Source organism: Streptomyces sp. NBRC 110035 (assembly GCF_000829695.1).
In the GTDB taxonomy this organism is placed as follows: domain Bacteria; phylum Actinomycetota; class Actinomycetes; order Streptomycetales; family Streptomycetaceae; genus Streptomyces.
This window is the reverse complement of the sequence record NZ_BBNN01000041.1, coordinates 30,327-48,575: the sequence shown is the minus strand read 5'-3', so window position 1 is coordinate 48,575 and position 18,249 is coordinate 30,327. Positions and strand designations below refer to the sequence as shown.

Sequence of the window (18,249 nt, the reverse complement as noted above, 5' to 3'; positions counted from 1 at the left end):
CAGTCCCCCGACAACCGGGTTGACGGCCGGTCAGCCGTCCTGCGCGAGGGTAACCCTCCCGGCCGGGAGAGCCCCGGAATTGTCGATCACCTGTGACAGGCGCCCGCCGGAGGGCGCCCGTCACCGGCACCGCTCACCACGTCAGCCGGCCACGCGGCCCAGTGCGTACACCACCGGTGCCGCCGCGGCCAGGGGCAGGGCCACTCCGGCCGTGAAGTGGACGAACCGGGACGGGTAGTCGTAGCTCGCGGCGCGGTGGCCGATCAGGGCGCAGACCGCCGCGCCCGCGCCGATCAGCGCGCCCGAGACGCCGCCGACCCCCGTCATCGGGCCGGCCGTCGCACCCGCACCGGCCGCCACGAGCAGCGCCGCCACCACGGACGCCGGCGTCGGCAGGGGCAGCGCCCGCGCCACGACCGCCGCCGCCACGGCGATCCCGCCGACGGTCACCGCGTCGGCGTCGGCCGCCAGGTAGCCGCTCGCCACGATCGCCAGCGCGGCCGCGACGACCGTCGCCGTCAGGCCGTACATCCGCTCGTCGGGATCGGCGTGCGACCGGAGCTGGAGCACCAGCGACAGCAGCACCCACACGCCGAGCGTGCCGAGAACGGCCGTCGGCGACCGGTCGGACGCGAGCAGCGCCACGTCCGCGACCAGCGCCCCGAGGAAGCCCAGCGCGATGCCCTGCCGCGCGGGCCACATGCCGTTCAGCCGGAACCAGCCGGCCGCGGTGAGCCCCTGGAGCGCCACCAGCGGCACGAGCAGGGCGTACGTGCCCAGCGCCGCCCCGCCGGCGAGCAGCAGCCCCAGCAGCGCGGTGAGCGCCGCCGGCTGCATACCGGGCTCGATGATCGGCGAACGCCCCTCCGCGCGGGCCCGCTGCGCGTCCGTGACCCGGGTGTTCCCGGCGAGGGTGGCGGGCCCGTACCCGGGACCGCCCGGGGCGTCGGGAGTGGGAGTGGGAGTGGGAGTGGGAGCGGAATGGGGGGCGTCGGGGGCGGAGGCGGCGATCGGCGCCCCGTAGGTGGAGGCCACCCCGTATCCCGCGTACACCGCGGGCCCGCCCGGCACGCCGCCGTCGCCCCGACCCGCGTACCCGGCATGTCCCGGAGGGGTCTGCGGGGCCTGCGGGGCGGCAGGGGGCTGGGGAGCCTGTCCGGTCTGCGGGGGCAGGTACGACGTCTCCTCAGCGGCCGTCGGCGGGACCGGCGGCTGCATCCGTGTCTCCCACGTCTGCCCCTGCCACTGCTGCGTGTACTGCTGGGCGGCGTGCGGATCGTCGTACGCCTGCTGCCCACCGGGCCACGCCTGCCCCTGTCCCTGCTGCACCTGCTCCTCAGGCCTCTGATGCTGATGCCGGCCATAGAGGTCGTGGCCCTCGCGGCCCTCGTGGCGTCCGTCGTGCCCGTCGTAGCCCTGATACGGCTGGTTGGTCATCGCTCACCCTCCTGCGAACGGCGGGAGCACCTCGACCGTGCCGCCGTCGGCCAGCCGTACCGTCTCATGTGCGCGGGTGCCCACGGGGTCACTGTCGACGAGGAACGAGCATCGCCGCAGCACACGTGTGAGTTCGCCGGGGTGTCGCTCACGCGCCGCGGCAAGCGCGTCGGCGAGCGTGACCGCCTCGTACGACTCCTCGGCCACCCCGGCCGCGGCCTTGGCGGCGGCCCAGTACCGCACCGTGACCTTTGCCATCAACAGGTTCCTCATCGTTTGACAGTGAACACGGTCAGGCTAGCCCGCCCGGGTCGCCGCCCAGTCACCCATCCGGTGCAGCAGGCCGTCGGGAGCCGCGTTCTCCGCGTGCCCCATGCCCGGCTCCACCCACAGCTCCCCGTGCTCGCCGGCCGCGGCCGCCAGCGTGCGCGGGTGGTCGAGCGGGAAGTAACCGTCGCGGTCCCCGTGCACGACCAGCAGCGGCGTCGGCGCGATCCTCGGCACCGCCTCCACCGGGGACAGCGGTACGGGGTCCCAGTCGCGGTGATGGATCCGGGTCCGCAGCCCGTAGCGCCCCACGAGCCGGCCCGAGGGCCGGGTCACCAGCCAGTGCAGTCGCCGCATCGGAGCCGTACCCCGGTAGAACCACCGGGCCGGACCGCTCACCGACACCACGGCGTCCGGACCACCGGCGCCGGCACCGGCGCCCGCGAAGAGCCCGCCGTCCCCTTCCCCCCTCTCCCGCTCCCCGCACAGCGCCGCGTGCCGCAGCACCACCGAGCCGCCCATCGAGAAACCGACCGTGGCCACGCGCGCGTGCCCCAGTTCCCGGGCCCACGACACCGCCGCCGCCAGGTCCAGCACCTCACGGTCACCGACCGTGGACCGCCCGCCCGAGGCACCGTGGCCGCGGAAGGAGAAGGTGACGACGGCCCCGTACCGTGCGAACACGCGCGCAACCCGCCGTACATGCGGCCGGTCCACATGCCCCGTGAACCCGTGCGCGATCACGAACACGAGGTCGCGGGAAGGTGGCCGTGAGGCGTCCTTCACGATCGTCTTTTCGGGCGCCGCCGGGTTGTATACGGAATCGATTCGCACGCCGTCCGCCGTGTGCAAGAACATCCGAAAAGAGGTACCGCCACCTGTGACTTCGCGCGTCACGCCATGTTTCCCGACATGCGGCCCCGGGAGGGAACGCGCCACATGACCTGCCGAACCGGTGCTCATGTCGGCTATTCTCCTGGGGAGAGGACTCGGGCAGTGAAGCCCCCGGGTCCTTTTGTGCTTTCGGAAGCGTTGTATACGACGCGGGAAACCGCCGGTGTACGGGCCGTCGAAACGCACGAAGCAGTGCCGTAAACGTCCTCGCAGGGACCGAGGAGGAACCAGACGTTATGGGCGAGCGAACCGTGCACGTACGAATGACGGCCAGGTCGTGGGCGGTACCACGGCCCGACCACCTGGGCCAGGACCGTGTCCTCGACGGACTCGACGGACTCGACGGACTCGAAGAACGTGAAGGACGCGAAGGAGGGGTGCGATGAGTTCACTGCTCCTGCTGACGAACGCCCTCCAGCCGTCGACCGAGGTGCTCCCCGCCCTCGGTCTGCTGCTCCACCATGTGCGCGTGGCCCCCGCCGAGGGCCCCGCCCTGGTCGACACTCCCGGCGCCGACGTCATCCTCGTCGACGGCCGGCGCGACCTCCCGCAGGTCCGCAACCTGTGCCAGCTGCTGCGCTCCACGGGCCCCGGCTGCCCCCTCGTCCTCGTGGTGACCGAGGGCGGCCTCGCCGCCGTCACCGCGGAATGGGGCGTCGACGACGTCCTCCTCGACACCGCCGGACCGGCGGAGGTGGAGGCCCGGCTGCGGCTCGCCATGGGCCGGCAGCAGATCGTCAGCGACGACTCCCCCATGGAGATCCGCAACGGCGACCTGTCCGTCGACGAGGCGACCTACAGCGCCAAGCTCAAGGGCCGCGTCCTCGATCTCACGTTCAAGGAGTTCGAGCTCCTGAAGTACCTCGCCCAGCACCCCGGCCGGGTCTTCACCCGCGCCCAGCTGCTGCAGGAGGTCTGGGGCTACGACTACTTCGGCGGCACCCGGACGGTCGACGTCCACGTGCGGCGGCTGCGCGCCAAGCTCGGCCCCGAGCACGAGTCGCTGATCGGCACCGTGCGGAACGTGGGTTATCGATTCGTTACCCCGGAGAAGGTCGAGCGGGCCGCCGAGGAGGCGAAGGCCAAGGCCGACCGGCAGGAGTCCGGGGCGGACCGCCAAAAGGCGGCGGATGCGGACGAGACGGCCGCCCTGGACGCCACCGAGGCCCCGACCCAGGCGTGAGCGGCACCCGCACGAGCGCCGCGCCCGCACCCGCGAGCCGTTTCCGTGCTGTTCACAGGGGCGTTCACGCCCTGCCCCGACCGGTTATATCCGCGTAGACTCCGCGCGTGGCCAAGGTGACTAGGGATGACGTGGCTCGGCTGGCGGGTACCTCCACCGCCGTCGTCAGCTATGTCATCAACAACGGACCGAGGCCGGTCGCCCCGGCCACGCGCGAACGCGTACTCGCCGCGATCAAGGAACTGGGGTACCGCCCGGACCGGGTCGCCCAGGCGATGGCGTCGCGGCGTACGGACCTCATAGGCCTGATCGTGCCGGACGCGCGCCAGCCCTTCTTCGGGGAGATGGCGCACGCGGTCGAACAGGCGGCGTCCGAGCGCGGGAAAATGGTGCTCGTCGGGAACTCCGACTACGTCGGCGAACGCGAGGTCCACTACCTGCGGGCGTTCCTCGGCATGCGCGTCTCCGGGCTGATCCTGGTCAGCCACGCGCTGAACGACCTGGCCGCCGCGGAGATAGACGCCTGGGACGCCCGGGTCGTCCTGCTGCACGAGCGCCCCGAGGCCATCGACGACGTCGCCGTCGTCACCGACGACCTCGGCGGCGCCCAGCTCGCCGTCCGTCACCTGCTGGAACACGGCAACGCGTACGTGGCCTGTGTCGGCGGCACCGCCGAGACCCCCTCCGTCGGCGACCCGGTCTCCGACCACGTCGAGGGCTGGCGGCGGGCCATGGAGGACGCCGGCATCCCGACCGAGGGCCGTCTCTTCGAGGCCCCGTACAACCGCTACGACGCCTACCGCGTCGGGCTCGACATCCTCTCCGGGCCCGACCGCCCGCCCGCGATCTTCTGCTCCACCGACGACCAGGCGGTCGGCGTGCTGCGCGCGGCCCGCGAGCTGCGCATCGACGTGCCCGGCGAGCTGGCGGTCGTCGGGTTCGACGACATCAAGGAGGCGGGGCTCACCGACCCGCCGATGACGACGGTCGCCTCCGACCGCCCTGCAATGGCGCGCGCGGCGGTCGACCTCGTCCTCGACGACGGCCTGCGGGTGGCCGGCTCGCAGCGCGAGCGGCTGAAGATCTTCCCGTCCGAACTGGTGATCCGCCGCTCCTGCGGCTGCGGGTAGCACGGCACTCCGGGCACTGGACACCAGGCTCCGGCCGCCGGACACCAGGCACCGGACTCCGGGCAACTGGCAACTGGACTCCGGGCTTCGGGCTTCGGGCAACTGGACAGCGGACTCCGGGCAGCGGGCACCGGACACCGGCCACCGGCCACCGGCCACCAGCCACCGGGCTCCGGGCTCCGGGCTCCGGGCTCCGGGCTCCGGGAGAGGGTGGCCTCTCCTTCTTTATATCGGGCATACGAGGTTCTGTCGGGCTTCTCAGCGGGCACTCAGGAGGCTCTCATCGTCGGGCGACAGGCTCGTCGACATGACCGAGAACCTTCGCCGCAGCAGCGAGTACGAGAGCCCTCGGACGGGCGGCCCCCAGTCCTACTCCTCCCCCGTGAACCCGGAGTGGCCGGCACCGCCGGCGTACGCACCGGATCAGCGGTCGGGACAGCAGCCGGAGCCGGAGCAGCAAACGGGACAGCCGAACGGCACGGCCGACTCCGGTTCCGGGGCCCCGACGGGTCCCGATGGTTCGACTGGTTCGACCCACGCGACCCATGCGGCCCATGCGGCCGATCCGGCCCACGCGGCCGATCCCACCGCCCCGAAACCCCGCCGGAAGCGGAACCGGGGCCCGGTCGCGCTGCTCGCCGCCGTGGCGATCGTCGCGGCGGCCGTGGGCGGCGGCACCGCCTACGGCGTCCAGGAGCTGGTCGGCGGCGGCACCGTCGCGTCCTCGAGCCCGGCCGACACCAGCGTGGTGCCGGCCGGTCAGAAGGGCACGGTGTCCGGTGTCGCCGAGGCGGTCAGCCCGAGCATCGTCGAGATCAACGCCGAATCCAACGCGGGGTCCTCCACCGGTTCCGGCGTGATCATCACGGACGACGGCGAGATCATCACCAACAACCACGTCATCAGCGGTGCCTCCTCGGTCGAGGTGCGGACCAGCGACGGCAGGACGTACACCGCGGACGTCGTCGGCACGGAGAGCTCGAAGGACCTCGCGCTGATCAAGCTGCGGGACGCCTCGGGTCTGACGGCGGCCACCCTCGGCGACTCCGACGGGGTGCAGGTCGGCGACGAGGTCGTGGCGATCGGCTCCCCCGAGGGTTTGACCGGCACCGTCACCAGCGGCATCGTCTCGGCACTCGACCGCGACGTGACCGTCTCCACGGACGAGAGCCAGGGGCAGCAACAGCAGCAGGGGCAGCGCGGCGGCTGGCCGTTCGAGTTCGGCGGCCAGGAGTTCAACGGCGACACCGGCGGGTCCACGACGACGTACAAGGCGATCCAGACCGACGCCTCCCTGAACCCCGGGAACTCCGGCGGCGCGCTGATCGACATGAACGGCAACATCATCGGCATCAACTCGGCGATGTACTCGTCGAGCGGCAGCGACTCCTCGGCCGACGCCGGCAGCGTGGGCCTGGGCTTCGCCATCCCGGTCAACACGGTCAAGGCGGACCTGGCGGACCTGCGGTCCGGCGCCACGCACTGATACGGCACGCACCCGGCCGACGAGATGCCCACCCGAGGAGTCCGGCATGACCACGCAGACCACGCAGACCACGCAGACGAGGCAGATCAAGCAGGTCACCCACCGGACCCCCGGCGCCGGCCCGGCCGGTCTCGCGCTCGCCCTGGAGGTCGCGGGCGAGCTGCACACGCCAGTACGGCGGGCCCCGGAGATCGCCCCGGCGGTCGTCCCGGAGGCGGCCCCGGCCGCGGTCCGCCGCAGGAGCGCCGACGGGCGCGGACGCCGCCGTACCGTACACGGCTGATCCGCACCGCCCCCACCGCCCACCGGCTCCCCACCGGATCACGGCTGGTCCGTGGAAGACCGTGCCTCTCCGCGCCCCGGACAGTCGTGCGAGCCTGGGATCCTGAGAGCCCGGCGAGCCCCCGGCCGTACTCCCCGCCCAGTCCAGCACACCGGCAGACCAGAGGAACCACGACCCCATGAGCCCCGCAGAAGGCGACCGTGACCCCCAGCGCATCCTGATCGTCGACGACGAGCCGGCGGTCCGCGAAGCGCTCCAGCGCAGCCTCGCCTTCGAGGGGTACGGCACCGAGGTCGCCGTCGACGGCGCGGACGCCCTGGAGAAGGCGGCGGTGTACCGGCCCGACCTGGTCGTCCTCGACATCCAGATGCCCCGGATGGACGGCCTGACCGCCGCCCGCCGCATCCGCGCCACCGGCGACACCACGCCCATCCTGATGCTGACCGCCCGGGACACGGTCGGCGACCGGGTGACGGGACTGGACGCCGGGGCGGACGACTACCTGGTCAAGCCGTTCGAGCTGGACGAACTGTTCGCCCGGATCCGCGCGCTGCTGCGCCGCAGCTCGTACGCGGCCGCCGTGGCCGGCGCCGACGAGGAGAACGACGTCCTCACCTTCGCCGACCTGAGCATGGACCTGTCGACCCGCGAGGTGACCCGGGGCACGCGTCGGGTGGAGCTGACCCGTACGGAGTTCACGCTGCTGGAGATGTTCATGGCGCACCCGCGCCAGGTGCTCACGCGGGAGCAGATCCTGAAGGCGGTCTGGGGCTTCGACTTCGAGCCGTCGTCGAACTCCCTCGACGTGTACGTCATGTACCTGCGCCGCAAGACCGAGGCGGGCGGCGAGCCGCGTCTGGTGCACACGGTGAGGGGCGTCGGCTACGCCCTGCGGCAGGGCGGCGCGGAGTGAACAGGCTGGCCCGCAGGTTCCGTTCGCTCCCGATCCGGGCGCGGCTGTCGCTGCTGGTGGCGGCGGCGGTGGCGTTCGCGGTGGCGGCGGTGTCGATGACGTGCTGGTTCATCGTGCAGGGGAAGCTGTACGAGCAGCTCGACAGCGACCTGAAGCAGGCGACGGTGCTCCAGGGGCCGCAGCGGGTCGACGAGATCCGCAGCGCGCTCAACACCTGCACGGACACGCCCCGGGACAGCAGGGGCGGCGGCTTCGGGGAGACGTTCTCCCAGGTGGTCAGGGAGGACGGCACCGTCTGCCTGTTCCCCAGCTCGTCGGGCAGGATCAAGGTCACCTCGTCGGACCAGGACGTCATCGCGAGCGCCGGGGACGGCTCCACGGGCCGCTACCGCGACGGCACCGACCAGGACGGCGCCGAGGTACGCGTACTGACCCTGCCACTGGTGATCAACGATCCCAGCACGCTGACCAGTTCGAAGGCCGCCGTCCTCGTCGCCGTACCGCTCAAGGGCACCGAGGAGACGCTCAACGACCTTGCGCTGATCCTGCTCCTCGTCTCCGGCGTGGGCGTCCTGGGCGCCGCCGCCGCCGGCCTCGCGGTCGCCCGCGCCGGCCTGCGCCCCGTGGACGAACTCACCGAGGCCGTCGAGGAGGTGGCCCGCACCGAGGACCTGGGCATCCGCATCCCCGTGGCGGACGACGCCGAGGACGAGGTCGCCCGCCTCTCCCGCTCCTTCAACTCCATGACGTCCGCCCTCGCCAGCTCCCGCGACCTGCAGCAGCAGCTCATCGCGGACGCCGGCCACGAGCTGCGCACCCCGCTCACCTCCCTGCGCACCAACATCGAACTCCTCACCCGCAGCGAGGAGACGGGCCGCCCGCTGCCCGCCGGGGACCGCAAGGCGCTGCTCGCCTCGGTCAAGGCGCAGATGACCGAGCTGGCCGCGCTCATCGGCGACCTGCAGGAACTGTCCCGCCCGGACACCGGTCAGCACGAGGGACGTGCCCAGATCGTCGCCTGGCAGGACGTCGTGGAGTCGGCGCTGCGCCGCGCCCGGCTGCGCGGGCCGGAGCTGGCCATCACGGCGGACGTACAGCCGTGGTACGTCCGCGCGGAGCCCTCCACGCTGGAGCGGGCCGTGGTCAACATCCTCGACAACGCGGTGAAGTTCAGCCCCCGGGGCGGCACGGTCGAGGTCCGTCTCGCCGACGGCGTCCTCACCGTCCGCGACCACGGGCCGGGCATCCCCGCCGACGAACTCCCCCACGTCTTCGACCGTTTCTGGCGCTCCCCGACCGCCCGCGCGCTCCCCGGTTCGGGCCTCGGCCTGTCCATAGTGGCCCGTACGGTCCAGCAGGCGGGCGGCGAGGTGGCCCTGACCCGCGCCGAGGACGGTGCCGGAGGCACGACGGCCACGATCCGCCTCCCCGGGGCCCCGACCCCGCCCCCCGAGGTGCCGTAGCCGGCGGGAGGGGCGGCAACTTTCCGGTGCCCGGCGGCGACCGGTCGGCGACTCGTCCCCCACACGGAACGGATCGTTGTATGAGCGAGCACCCCAGCAGGGTCCGGCCCCGCCGCGCCCGAAGGCCCTTCCCGGTCGCACTTCCGCCGGCCCTGACCACCGCCGCCACCCTGGCCCACGGAGCCGCCCCGGGCATGGCCGCCCCGGCCGCCGCGACGACTCTCACAGCCGCCGCGACGACTCTCACGGTCGCCAAGGACGGCACCGGCCAATACACCACGGTCCAGGCCGCGGTGAACGCCGTCCCCGCGAACAACCCGTCCCGCGTGCTGATCTCCGTCAGGCCGGGCACGTACCGGGAGACGGTCAAGGTGCCGTCGAACAAACCGCACGTCACGGTGCAGGGCGCCGGCGGCAGCCGCAAGAACACCGTGATCGTCTTCAACAACGCGGCGGGCACGCCGAAGCCGGACGGTTCGGGGACCTACGGCACCTCGGGCAGCGCGACGTTCACCGTGCAGGCCGACGACTTCCAGGCCCGCAACCTGACGATCGCCAACGACTTCGACGAACGGGCCCACCAGTCCCTCGCCGGTCACCAGGCCGTGGCCCTGCGCACCGCAGCCGACAAGGTCCTCCTGGACGGCGTCGTCGTCGAGGGCGACCAGGACACCCTGCTGCTCGACACGGACGACAAGGACCGGCTGGGCAGGGCCAAGGTCACCCACTCCTACGTCGTCGGCAACGTCGACTTCATCCTCGGCCGGGCGACGGCGCTGATCGACCGTTCCGTCATCACGCTGAAGAAGCGCTGGGACGGCAGCTCCTCCGGCTACGTCACCGCCCCGAGCACGGCCGCCGGCCGCAACGGCTTCCTGATCGCCAACTCCACGGTCAACGGTGACGTCTCGGACCGCACCTTCCACCTGGGCCGCCCCTGGCACGCGGGCGGCGACGCCTCCCTCGACCCGCAGACCACGGTCCGCGACACCCGTCTCGGCGCCGCGGTCCGCACCGCGCCCTGGACCGACATGAGCGGCTTCTCCTGGAAGGACGACCGCTTCGCCGCGTACAGGAACACGGGCCCCGGCGCGGGCGCCGCCTCCTCCGACCGCCCCCACCTGACCGACGCCCGGGCGACGGCCCACGCCGTCAACACCTGGCTGGGCGACTGGGTCCCGACGGCGTCCTGACCTCTGTCCCCTGCCCCGGCCACCTGTCCCGGCCCTCCGTCCCGGCCCTCCGCCAGAATGCGAGGGCCGGGCTGCCGGCGGCTTGCGAGAACCGGACCGCCGGCGCGACCGGTCGCCCCGCCCGAAGGCGATCCGGGTCGGCCCCGTGACCGCTTACGAGTGGTGGCTGATCGCCGTACGCCGTGCGCTTCCCGCGCCACGCCTTCACCGTGCTCCTCATCCACGTGGATCGGGAGCCGTGTCACGCGGACGGCTCCGAGGGCGCTCCGGGGAGAGCGGTGTCCTCGGCCGGCTCGACGCCTTGTCCACACCCCGGCCCACCTCCGGGGCCGCGGCTACGCGGGCGCCGTGACGGTCGGGGTGAGCAGAGCCGCGCCGGCCGCGGGTCTCCGGAACCCGCCTTGGTGCGCCTCAGGGCCCGGGGGTCACTTCCGGGCCCTGAGGGTGTGGCGTGCTACTGCACGATCGTGATGCGGTCCGCCGCCGGCGGTGCGATCGGGTTCGTCGCCGAGGAGTTGGCCGTCAGGTACTGCTCCAGGGCCGTCAGGTCGTCCTCGCCGACCAGGTCGCCGGTGCCCTCGCCGAGGGTGGTGAAGCCGTCGCCGCCGCCCGCGAGGAAGCTGTTCGTGGCCACGCGGTAGGTGGCGGCCTCGTCGATCGGCTCGCCGTTCAGCCTGATGGAGTCCGTGACCACCCGGCCCGCGCCGGACCCGGTCAGGTCCAGGGTGTAGGTCAGGCCGGCGGAGACCTGGAGGATCTTCGGCGAGGCCTCGTTCGCGCCGCTCACCTGCTCCTTGAGGACCTGGACCAGCTGCGCGCCGGTGAAGTCCTGGAGGTTGACCGTGTTGGCGAAGGGCTGGACGGTGAAGCCCTCCGCGTAGGTGACCACGCCGTCGCCCTCGCCCGCGCTCGCCGCGTGGGTGAGGGACGCGCGGATGCCGCCCGGGTTCATCAGGGCCAGGTCGGTCTCCGGGTCCAGCGTCCTGCCGTACGCCAGCTGGGCGTCGGCGATCAGGTCGCCGAGCGGGGACTCGGTACCGTCCTTGACGACGTCACCGGAGATGTAGCCGATCGCGCGGTTGCCGATGGGGGCGGCGAGGGTGTTCCACTTGTCGATCAGCCGGGTCATGTCCGGCGCCTTCGGGACGTCCCGCGTCACCACGTGGTTCGCCGACTTCACGGCCGTACGGGCGATGTCACCCGTGCGGCGGTCGTACGTCAGCGTGGTGTCCGTGTAGAGGCGGCCGAAGGACGCGGCCGAGGTGACCATGCGGGGCTTGCCCGCCGGGTCCGGGATCGTGCAGACGTACGCCGCGTGGGTGTGGCCGGTGACCAGCGCGTCCACCTGGGGCGACACGTTCTCGGCGATGTCCGCGATCGGGCCGGAGACGCCGTCGCCCGCGCCCGGGGAGTCGCAGTCGTAGTTGTAGGAGGACGAGGCGGGGAAGCCGCCCTCGTGGACCAGGGCGACGATCGACTTCACGCCCCGGCGCTGGAGTTCCCTGGCGTACGTGTTGATGGTGTCGACCTCGTCCTTGAAGGACAGGCCCTTGACGCCCTCGGCGGACACGATGTCCGGGGTGCCCTCCAGCGTCACGCCGATGAAGCCGACCTTGACACCGTTCTGCTTCCACACCCAGTACGGCTCGAGAACGGGCCTGCCCGTCCTCTCGTCCAGGACGTTGGCCGCGAGGTAGGGGAAGTCGGCGCCCTTGAACCTCTTGTCCGTGGAGCAGCCGTCGGTGGGGTGGCAGCCGCCGTTCTGCAGCCGGGCCAGCTCCTGGGCGCCCTCGTCGAACTCGTGGTTGCCGACGGACGTGACGTCGAGGTCGAGCTTGTTCAGCGCCTCGATGGTGGGTTCGTCGTGGAACAGGCCCGAGATCAGCGGGGACGCGCCGACCATGTCGCCGCCGGCCGCGGTCACGGAGTACCGGTTGCCCTTGCGGGCCTCGCGCAGGTGGGTGGCGAGGTACTCGACACCGCCCGCGTCGATGGTCTCCGTCGAGCCGTCCTCGTGGAGGTGGGTGACCCGGCCCGAGGAGCCCGTCGGGGGTTCGAGGTTGCCGTGCAGGTCGTTGAAGGACAGCAGCTGCACGTCCTGGTAGCGGCCCTTGTCGCCCTTTCCGCCCTTGTGGCCCTCGTGGTGGCCGTGCGACGTGCCGCCCTTGCCCCCGCCGGCACTCGCCGCACCGGCGGGCAGGGCAGCCGCGGTCAGCGCGCCGACGGTGAGCACACCGGCCGCGGTCGCGAGAAGGCGGTTCGTACGGCGTCTGCGCCGGTGCACCGACGAGGCCGAGGAGTCGGGTGTGGCTGGCATGTGCCCCCCAGTGGGTCTGCGTGAGCGTTCACGGGTGTGCGTGTACGTGGTGCGGGATGCGTCCGGGGTGGCCGGGGCCGGTCTGCGTGGATCCGGGCGGGACCCTCGCGAGGCGCGCCGACCGCCCCGCAGCCTAAAGTCAACGCGCGTAGCGCGACAGAGGTTTCGCGGTTACATCCTGGTTATGTTTCGCTCCGTCGCTGGTTGCCGGACCCGATCTGCCGTCACGGTGCGCTCCGTGTCCCGTCCGTTTTCGGCGGGCTCCGCTTACCCTCGTACGCATGACCAGCGACGACATCGCACGCTCCGGCCGCACCCGCTCGCTTCGGACCTACGCCGCGCTCTCCCCGGACCAGGCCGAGGCGGTCCTCGCCCTGCTGGACGAGGCCGCCGGGACCGACGGACAGCAGGCGGTGTCCGAGCAGGGGCGGTTGCAGTTGCGCGGCGGGGAGCGGGCGGGTGTCTCGCACCTGCTGCTCTTCCTGACAGGCGGAGACGACGAGGCCGACGAGGGTGAACTCGTCGGCTACGCCCAACTGGAGGGCACCGACCCGGTCGAGCCCCCGGCCGCCGAACTCGTCGTGCACCCGTCGCACCGGGGGCAGGGGCACGGGCGGGCGCTCGGGTCCGCGCTGCTCGCCGCCTCCGGAAAGCGGCTGCGCGTCTGGGCGCACGGCGGCCACTCCGCCGCCCGGCACCTCGCCCAGGTCCTCGGACTCACCCTGTTCCGCGAACTGCGGCAGATGCGTCGGCCGTTGGCCGACCTGAACCTGCCCGACCCGGTGCTCCCCGAAGGGGTGACCGTACGCGCCTTCGTTCCCGGCCGGGACGACGCCGCCTGGCTCGCGCTGAACGCCGCCGCGTTCGCCCACCACCCCGAACAGGGCTCCCTCACCCAGCGCGACCTCGACGACCGCAAGGCCGAGCCGTGGTTCGACCCGGAGGGCTTCTTCCTCGCCGAGCGGGACGGCCGCCTCGTCGGCTTCCACTGGACCAAGGTGCACCGGGCGGAGGGCCTCGGTGAGGTGTACGTCCTCGGGGTGAGCCCGCAGGCCCAGGGCGGCGGGCTCGGCACGTCCCTCACGACGGTCGGGCTGCGGCACCTTGCGGGGCTGGGGCTGCCCACCGCGATGCTGTACGTCGACGCCGACAACAAGGCGGCGGTGGCCGTCTACGAGCGGCTGGGCTTCCTCACCCACGAGACGGACCTCATGTACCGCACCGAGACCTGAGCCTGAGATTCGACCTCGCCGCCCGGACACGGCCCTCTGCGGTGCCGGCCGGGCGTTTCCGCCCGATTCCGCCCCTCCGCGGGCACTTTGACCGCGCCCGGAAGCGCCGGCCGGAGGTGCTCGAACCCGCCGGGCCGAATCTCGGGCCGAGGGAAGGTCAGGGAAGGTCAGGGCAGGCGACGAACCGTTGCCGACCGCACCGGACTTGCCCGCTCCCCGCCCGAACTGCCTGCCCACGCCCGCCGCGACGAGCAGCACCGCCGACAGCAGGGACGCGGAAACGGGGCATGACGGTAGGGCGCCAGGACGGCAGTACCGGTACGGCGAAGTGCCACTCGGTCGCGTACCGCCGCGAGCGCAGCACGGCCCGGTGGGCGGAGCGCAGCGCGACGAGTCCGACGGACAGGGGCGGCGCGGCCCCGGCCCGGGTGGCGCTCCCGGTGTCCGCGGAGGGCTGCCCCCGCCCTCCGCGGACACCGGGAGCGGACGCCCCGCGCCGCAGACCCTCGAAGAGACCACGGACGCGGCTTCCCGGACGGCTCCCACCACCCCGGCCCGAGCCCCACTCCCTCCACACCCCGCCCAGGCCCGAGCCCCGCCCGCCTTCGCCACACCCCCACCGCCCCCTCCCACCATCCGGCACACACGGTCACCCCGGAGGCATCCGGCCGGAGCACCACACCGGCGTGCGGCGCCCCGGCCCCGCGCCCCGGCCCCGCGCCTCGCCCGCGCACCGGCCTCCGTGCGCCCGCCCCGACCCCCGCGGGCCGTCCCCCGCTATCCCGCACGTCATGTCTCCGTAACCGTTGATTCAGACTGTCTTGCGACGCTCGGCGAATGCATCCCGCCGCGCCAGAGCCGCCGCCCCGCAGGGGGGACGGGGACGTCCCACGGGCACGATCACTCCCGCCCGCGCGCTCCGACGCGCTTGTGGGGCTCGTGGCGCGGAACAATGGGGTCATGAGCCAGTCGAACGCCGCAAGTGGCGCCAAAGCCCAGGGTCAGGTACAACACGCGCAGCCCTCCGTGGGCTCCATCGCCGCCCACCGGCCGCACACCGTGGCCGGGACGGTCTCCGACCTGGAACCCGACATCGACTCGGACCTCGACGTCTACGAGGAGGCGGACACGGGCGGCGAGCCGCTGCCCCAGGGCAGGTTCCTCGACCGGGAGCGCAGCTGGCTGGCGTTCAACGAGCGGGTCCTGGAGCTCGCCGAGGACCCGAGCACGCCCCTCCTCGAGCGGGCCAACTTCCTCGCGATCTTCGCCAGCAACCTGGACGAGTTCTTCATGGTCCGGGTGGCCGGCCTGAAGCGCCGTATCGCCACCGGTGTCGCCACCCGCTCGGCGTCCGGTCTCCAGCCGCGCGAGGTGCTGGAGATGATCTGGGCCCGTTCGCGCGAGCTGATGGCACGGCACGCCGCCTGCTTCCACGAGGACGTCCTCCCCGGGCTGGCGGACGCGGGCATCCACCTGGTCCGCTGGAGCGAGCTGACGGAGAAGGAGCAGGCCCGCCTGTTCACCCTCTTCCGGCACCAGATCTTCCCCGTGCTGACCCCCCTGGCGGTCGACCCGGCGCACCCCTTCCCGTACATATCGGGCCTGTCGCTGAACCTGGCCGTGATCGTGCGCAACCCGGTCACCGGCCACCGGCACTTCGCCCGGGTGAAGGTGCCGCCGCTGCTGTCCCGCTTCCTGGAGGGCTCCCCGGGCCGTTACGTCCCCGTCGAGGACGTCATCGCGGCCCACCTGGAGGAGTTGTTCCCGGGCATGGAGGTGCTCCAGCACCACGCCTTCCGGCTCACCCGCAACGAGGACCTGGAGGTCGAGGAGGACGACACCGAGAACCTGCTCCAGGCCCTGGAGAAGGAGCTCATGCGGCGTCGCTTCGGGCCGCCGGTGCGTCTGGAGGTCGAGGAGAACATCGACCGTGACGTCCTGGACCTCCTGGTGCGCGAGCTGAAGATCGGCGAGGCCGAGGTGTACCCGCTGCCGGGGCCGCTCGACCTCACCGGTCTCTTCCGGGTCCACGGAATCGACCGGCCGGAGCTGAAGTACCGGTCGTTCATCGCCGGCACGCACCGCGATCTCGCCGAGGTCGAGTCGGCGTCCGCGGCGGACGTCTTCGCCGCGCTGCGCAGCCGGGACGTGCTGCTGCACCACCCGTACGACTCGTTCTCCACGTCCGTGCAGGCCTTCCTGGAGCAGGCGGCGGCCGACCCGGACGTCCTCGCGATCAAGCAGACCCTGTACCGGACGTCCGGCGACTCCCCGATCGTCGACGCGCTGATCGACGCGGCCGAGTCCGGCAAGCAGGTCCTCGTCCTGGTCGAGATCAAGGCCCGCTTCGACGAGTCCGCCAACATCAAGTGGGCGCGCAAGCTGGAGGAGTCCGGCTGCCACGTCGTGTACGGCCTGGTGGGCCTGAAGACCCACTGCAAGCTGTCCCTGGTGGTCCGCCAGGAGGGCGAGACGCTCCGGCGCTACAGCCACGTCGGCACCGGCAACTACCACCCGAAGACGGCCCGGCTGTACGAGGACCTCGGCCTGCTCACCGCCGACCCGCAGGTCGGCGCGGACCTCTCGGACCTGTTCAACCGCCTCTCCGGCTACTCGCGCCGCGAGACGTACCGGCGGCTGCTGGTCGCCCCCAAGTCCCTGCGCGACGGGCTCGTCTCCCGGATCAACAAGGAGGCCCAGCACCACCGCGCCGGACGCCCCGCGTACGTCCGCATCAAGGTCAACTCGATGGTGGACGAGGCGGTCATCGACGCCCTGTACCGGGCCTCGCAGGCGGGCGTTCCGGTGGACGTGTGGGTGCGCGGCATCTGCGCGATCCGGCCGGGCGTCGAGGGGCTGTCGGAGAACATCCGGGTCCGTTCCGTCCTCGGCCGCTTCCTCGAACACTCCCGCATCTTCTCCTTCGGCAACGGCGGCGAGCCCGAGGTGTGGTTCGGCAGCGCGGACATGATGCACCGCAATCTGGACCGCCGTATCGAGGCGCTGGTCAGGGTGACCGACCCCGCCCACCGGGCGTCCTTGAACCGGCTGCTGGAGTCCGGCATGTCCGACGGCACCACGTCCTGGCACCTCGGCCCGGACGGCGAGTGGACCCGGCACGCGACGGACGCGGACGGCCAGCCCCTACGACATGTCCAGGAGATGCTCATAGACGCCCGGAGGCGCCGGCGTGGCACAGCAACACCTTGACCCGACGGACCCGGGGACCGGCCTGACAACCGGCCCGCCGGCCGCTCCCACGGCCGGTCCGGTGTCCGCGGAGACCCTGGCGGGCTATCTGCGGGCCCAGGCCACCGAGTTCCTCCGCGCGCTGCGCCTCCACCGGGAGGCGGGGGCGGGCACGGCCTCGGAGGGTTCCGTCGAAGCGTCGCTCGCGCTGCGCCGCTCGGCCCGCCGGATCAGCGGCAGCCTGCACACCTTCCAGGCGGTCCTGGACCCCGGCTGGTCCGAGGCGATGCGCCCGGAGCTGGCCTGGGTCTCCGGCACCCTGGCCCTGGAACACGCCTGCTCGGCGCGGTTGGAACGCCTGCTCCAGGCGCTGTACCGGCTGTCCGGCACGGCGGCGCTGCCGGCCCAGGGAGCGGCCGGGACCGGTCCGGGGGGCGGAGCGGGCGGAGCGGCCCGGTCCTCCGCCCCGGCCGCCGTCGCCGTCAGGGGCGAGGCCGCCTCCCCCACCGCCAGAACCGGTTCCACCGGAACCGGACCCACCACCGCCCCCGAGCGCGGCAGCCTCACCGTGGGTGCCGCCAAGGCCGGTGCGCTGCTGGACCGGCAGCTCACCCTGGCCCGGACCAGGGCGCACTCCACCGCGCTCCAGGCTCTCGGCTCCTCCCGGTTCCACGCGGTCGCCGACAAGGTCGCCGTGCTGGCCAGCGAGGTTCCGCTGGTCCCGGGCGCCGGCGGAGCCGACCTGCGCCCGCCGGCCGAGGCCGCGCGGGAGCGGCTGGTCGACGCCGTCGCGGCGCTGCCCCTGCTCACCGCGGGGAGCCCGTACAACGCGGAGGCACTGGTCCACGGGCTGTCCCCGGATCTGGCCCCGCATCCGCAGGACGCCCCCTGGCACCAGGTCCGCCTGCTCCTGCGCCTGCACCGGTACGCCCGCGAAGCGCTGCACCACACCACCGCCGGCGCGGACGGCACCGCCCCGGTCCCGGAGTCCGCCGCCACCGCGCCGCCCCCCGACGTCCGTCTGCTCGCCGCCGGTGAGGCCCTCGACCGGCACCGGGACGCGTCCGAGGCGTCGGCGGCCGCGGCGAACGCCGCCCGGACCCCGCGCATCGCCCCGGCCACGGCGTACGCGCTCGGGGTGCTCCACGCGGACCAGCGGCACGAGGTGGAGGCGGCGCGGTACGCGTTCCAGCTCAGCTGGCAGAAGGACGTCCTCGGCTCGCCGTAGGCCGTGCCGTCACGCTCCCGCCCCCCCCCCCCCC

At 72.9% G+C, this 18,249-nt stretch carries 13 protein-coding genes and 2 pseudogenes; 11 read left to right on the top strand and 4 right to left on the bottom strand.

The window, feature by feature from the left end; all coding sequences use genetic code 11:
- Window positions 1-141: 141 nt before the first annotated feature.
- From TU30_RS27290 to TU30_RS27280, 3 genes are read right to left on the bottom strand one after another with little or no spacing between them, the layout of a single operon-like run.
- Window positions 142-1,437, bottom strand: coding sequence for a hypothetical protein (locus tag TU30_RS27290; protein WP_042174827.1), 1,296 nt, complete (start codon window positions 1,435-1,437; stop codon window positions 142-144).
- Between the two features lie 3 nt (window positions 1,438-1,440).
- Window positions 1,441-1,695 (bottom strand): MoaD/ThiS family protein, encoded by a 255-nt coding sequence (locus TU30_RS27285; protein WP_042174824.1) that lies wholly within the window; start codon window positions 1,693-1,695, stop codon window positions 1,441-1,443.
- Between the two features lie 39 nt (window positions 1,696-1,734).
- Entirely contained in the window at window positions 1,735-2,667 is a 933-nt protein-coding gene (locus TU30_RS27280; RefSeq protein WP_042174822.1) for an alpha/beta hydrolase, read from the bottom strand.
- A 313-nt stretch (window positions 2,668-2,980) separates the two neighbouring features.
- Between TU30_RS27280 and TU30_RS27275 the strand changes: the two genes are divergently transcribed.
- The 8 genes and pseudogenes from TU30_RS27275 to TU30_RS37710 all read left to right on the top strand — a co-directional run.
- Window positions 2,981-3,781, top strand: a complete 801-nt coding sequence (locus TU30_RS27275; protein ID WP_042174820.1) for a response regulator transcription factor — start codon at window positions 2,981-2,983, stop codon at window positions 3,779-3,781.
- Between the two features lie 107 nt (window positions 3,782-3,888).
- Window positions 3,889-4,911, top strand: coding sequence for a LacI family DNA-binding transcriptional regulator (locus TU30_RS27270; protein ID WP_078878549.1), 1,023 nt, complete (start codon window positions 3,889-3,891; stop codon window positions 4,909-4,911).
- 307 nt (window positions 4,912-5,218) lie between these two features.
- The gene (locus tag TU30_RS27265; protein WP_042174817.1) at window positions 5,219-6,397 is read left to right on the top strand and encodes a S1C family serine protease; all 1,179 of its coding nucleotides are present in this window, start codon (window positions 5,219-5,221) and stop codon (window positions 6,395-6,397) included.
- A 46-nt stretch (window positions 6,398-6,443) separates the two neighbouring features.
- The gene (locus TU30_RS27260; protein WP_042174815.1) at window positions 6,444-6,680 is read left to right on the top strand and encodes a hypothetical protein; all 237 of its coding nucleotides are present in this window, start codon (window positions 6,444-6,446) and stop codon (window positions 6,678-6,680) included.
- 178 nt (window positions 6,681-6,858) lie between these two features.
- Entirely contained in the window at window positions 6,859-7,593 is a 735-nt protein-coding gene (locus TU30_RS27255; protein ID WP_042174813.1) for a response regulator transcription factor, read from the top strand.
- Window positions 7,590-9,056, top strand: a complete 1,467-nt coding sequence (locus TU30_RS27250) for a cell wall metabolism sensor histidine kinase WalK (RefSeq protein WP_042174811.1) — start codon at window positions 7,590-7,592, stop codon at window positions 9,054-9,056. Before TU30_RS27255 ends, TU30_RS27250 begins: the two co-directional genes overlap by 4 nt.
- A gap of 170 nt (window positions 9,057-9,226) precedes the next feature.
- A pseudogene (locus tag TU30_RS27245) lies at window positions 9,227-10,249 on the top strand (pectinesterase family protein); the annotation flags it as partial.
- Window positions 10,250-10,552: 303 nt separating this feature from the next.
- Window positions 10,553-10,636, top strand: a pseudogene (locus TU30_RS37710) (GNAT family N-acetyltransferase); the annotation flags it as partial.
- A gap of 67 nt (window positions 10,637-10,703) precedes the next feature.
- Here TU30_RS37710 and TU30_RS27240 read toward each other — a convergent pair.
- Window positions 10,704-12,566 (bottom strand): bifunctional UDP-sugar hydrolase/5'-nucleotidase, encoded by a 1,863-nt coding sequence (locus tag TU30_RS27240; RefSeq protein WP_042174808.1) that lies wholly within the window; start codon window positions 12,564-12,566, stop codon window positions 10,704-10,706.
- A 281-nt stretch (window positions 12,567-12,847) separates the two neighbouring features.
- Between TU30_RS27240 and mshD the strand changes: the two genes are divergently transcribed.
- The 3 genes from mshD to TU30_RS27220 all read left to right on the top strand — a co-directional run bounded on the left by mshD (window position 12,848) and on the right by TU30_RS27220 (window position 18,215).
- Complete coding sequence (gene mshD, locus TU30_RS27235) at window positions 12,848-13,798, top strand: mycothiol synthase (protein ID WP_042174805.1); 951 nt, start codon at window positions 12,848-12,850, stop codon at window positions 13,796-13,798.
- A gap of 837 nt (window positions 13,799-14,635) precedes the next feature.
- Window positions 14,636-17,008, top strand: coding sequence for an RNA degradosome polyphosphate kinase (locus TU30_RS27225; RefSeq protein WP_107068590.1), 2,373 nt, complete (start codon window positions 14,636-14,638; stop codon window positions 17,006-17,008).
- A complete protein-coding gene (locus TU30_RS27220; RefSeq protein WP_042174798.1) occupies window positions 16,989-18,215 on the top strand; it encodes a CHAD domain-containing protein in 1,227 nt (408 codons plus the stop codon). Before TU30_RS27225 ends, TU30_RS27220 begins: the two co-directional genes overlap by 20 nt.
- Window positions 18,216-18,249 lie beyond the last annotated feature (34 nt).

Coding starts and splice junctions, on each gene's coding strand:
- TU30_RS27290 (WP_042174827.1), bottom strand. CDS start 1,437: ATGACCAACCAGCCGTATCAGGGCTACGACGGGCACGACGGACGCCAC.
- TU30_RS27285 (WP_042174824.1), bottom strand. CDS start 1,695: ATGGCAAAGGTCACGGTGCGGTACTGGGCCGCCGCCAAGGCCGCGGCC.
- TU30_RS27280 (WP_042174822.1), bottom strand. CDS start 2,667: ATGAGCACCGGTTCGGCAGGTCATGTGGCGCGTTCCCTCCCGGGGCCG.
- TU30_RS27275 (WP_042174820.1), top strand. CDS start 2,981: ATGAGTTCACTGCTCCTGCTGACGAACGCCCTCCAGCCGTCGACCGAG.
- TU30_RS27265 (WP_042174817.1), top strand. CDS start 5,219: ATGACCGAGAACCTTCGCCGCAGCAGCGAGTACGAGAGCCCTCGGACG.
- TU30_RS27260 (WP_042174815.1), top strand. CDS start 6,444: ATGACCACGCAGACCACGCAGACCACGCAGACGAGGCAGATCAAGCAG.
- TU30_RS27255 (WP_042174813.1), top strand. CDS start 6,859: ATGAGCCCCGCAGAAGGCGACCGTGACCCCCAGCGCATCCTGATCGTC.
- TU30_RS27240 (WP_042174808.1), bottom strand. CDS start 12,566: ATGCCAGCCACACCCGACTCCTCGGCCTCGTCGGTGCACCGGCGCAGA.
- mshD (WP_042174805.1), top strand. CDS start 12,848: ATGACCAGCGACGACATCGCACGCTCCGGCCGCACCCGCTCGCTTCGG.
- TU30_RS27225 (WP_107068590.1), top strand. CDS start 14,636: ATGCATCCCGCCGCGCCAGAGCCGCCGCCCCGCAGGGGGGACGGGGAC.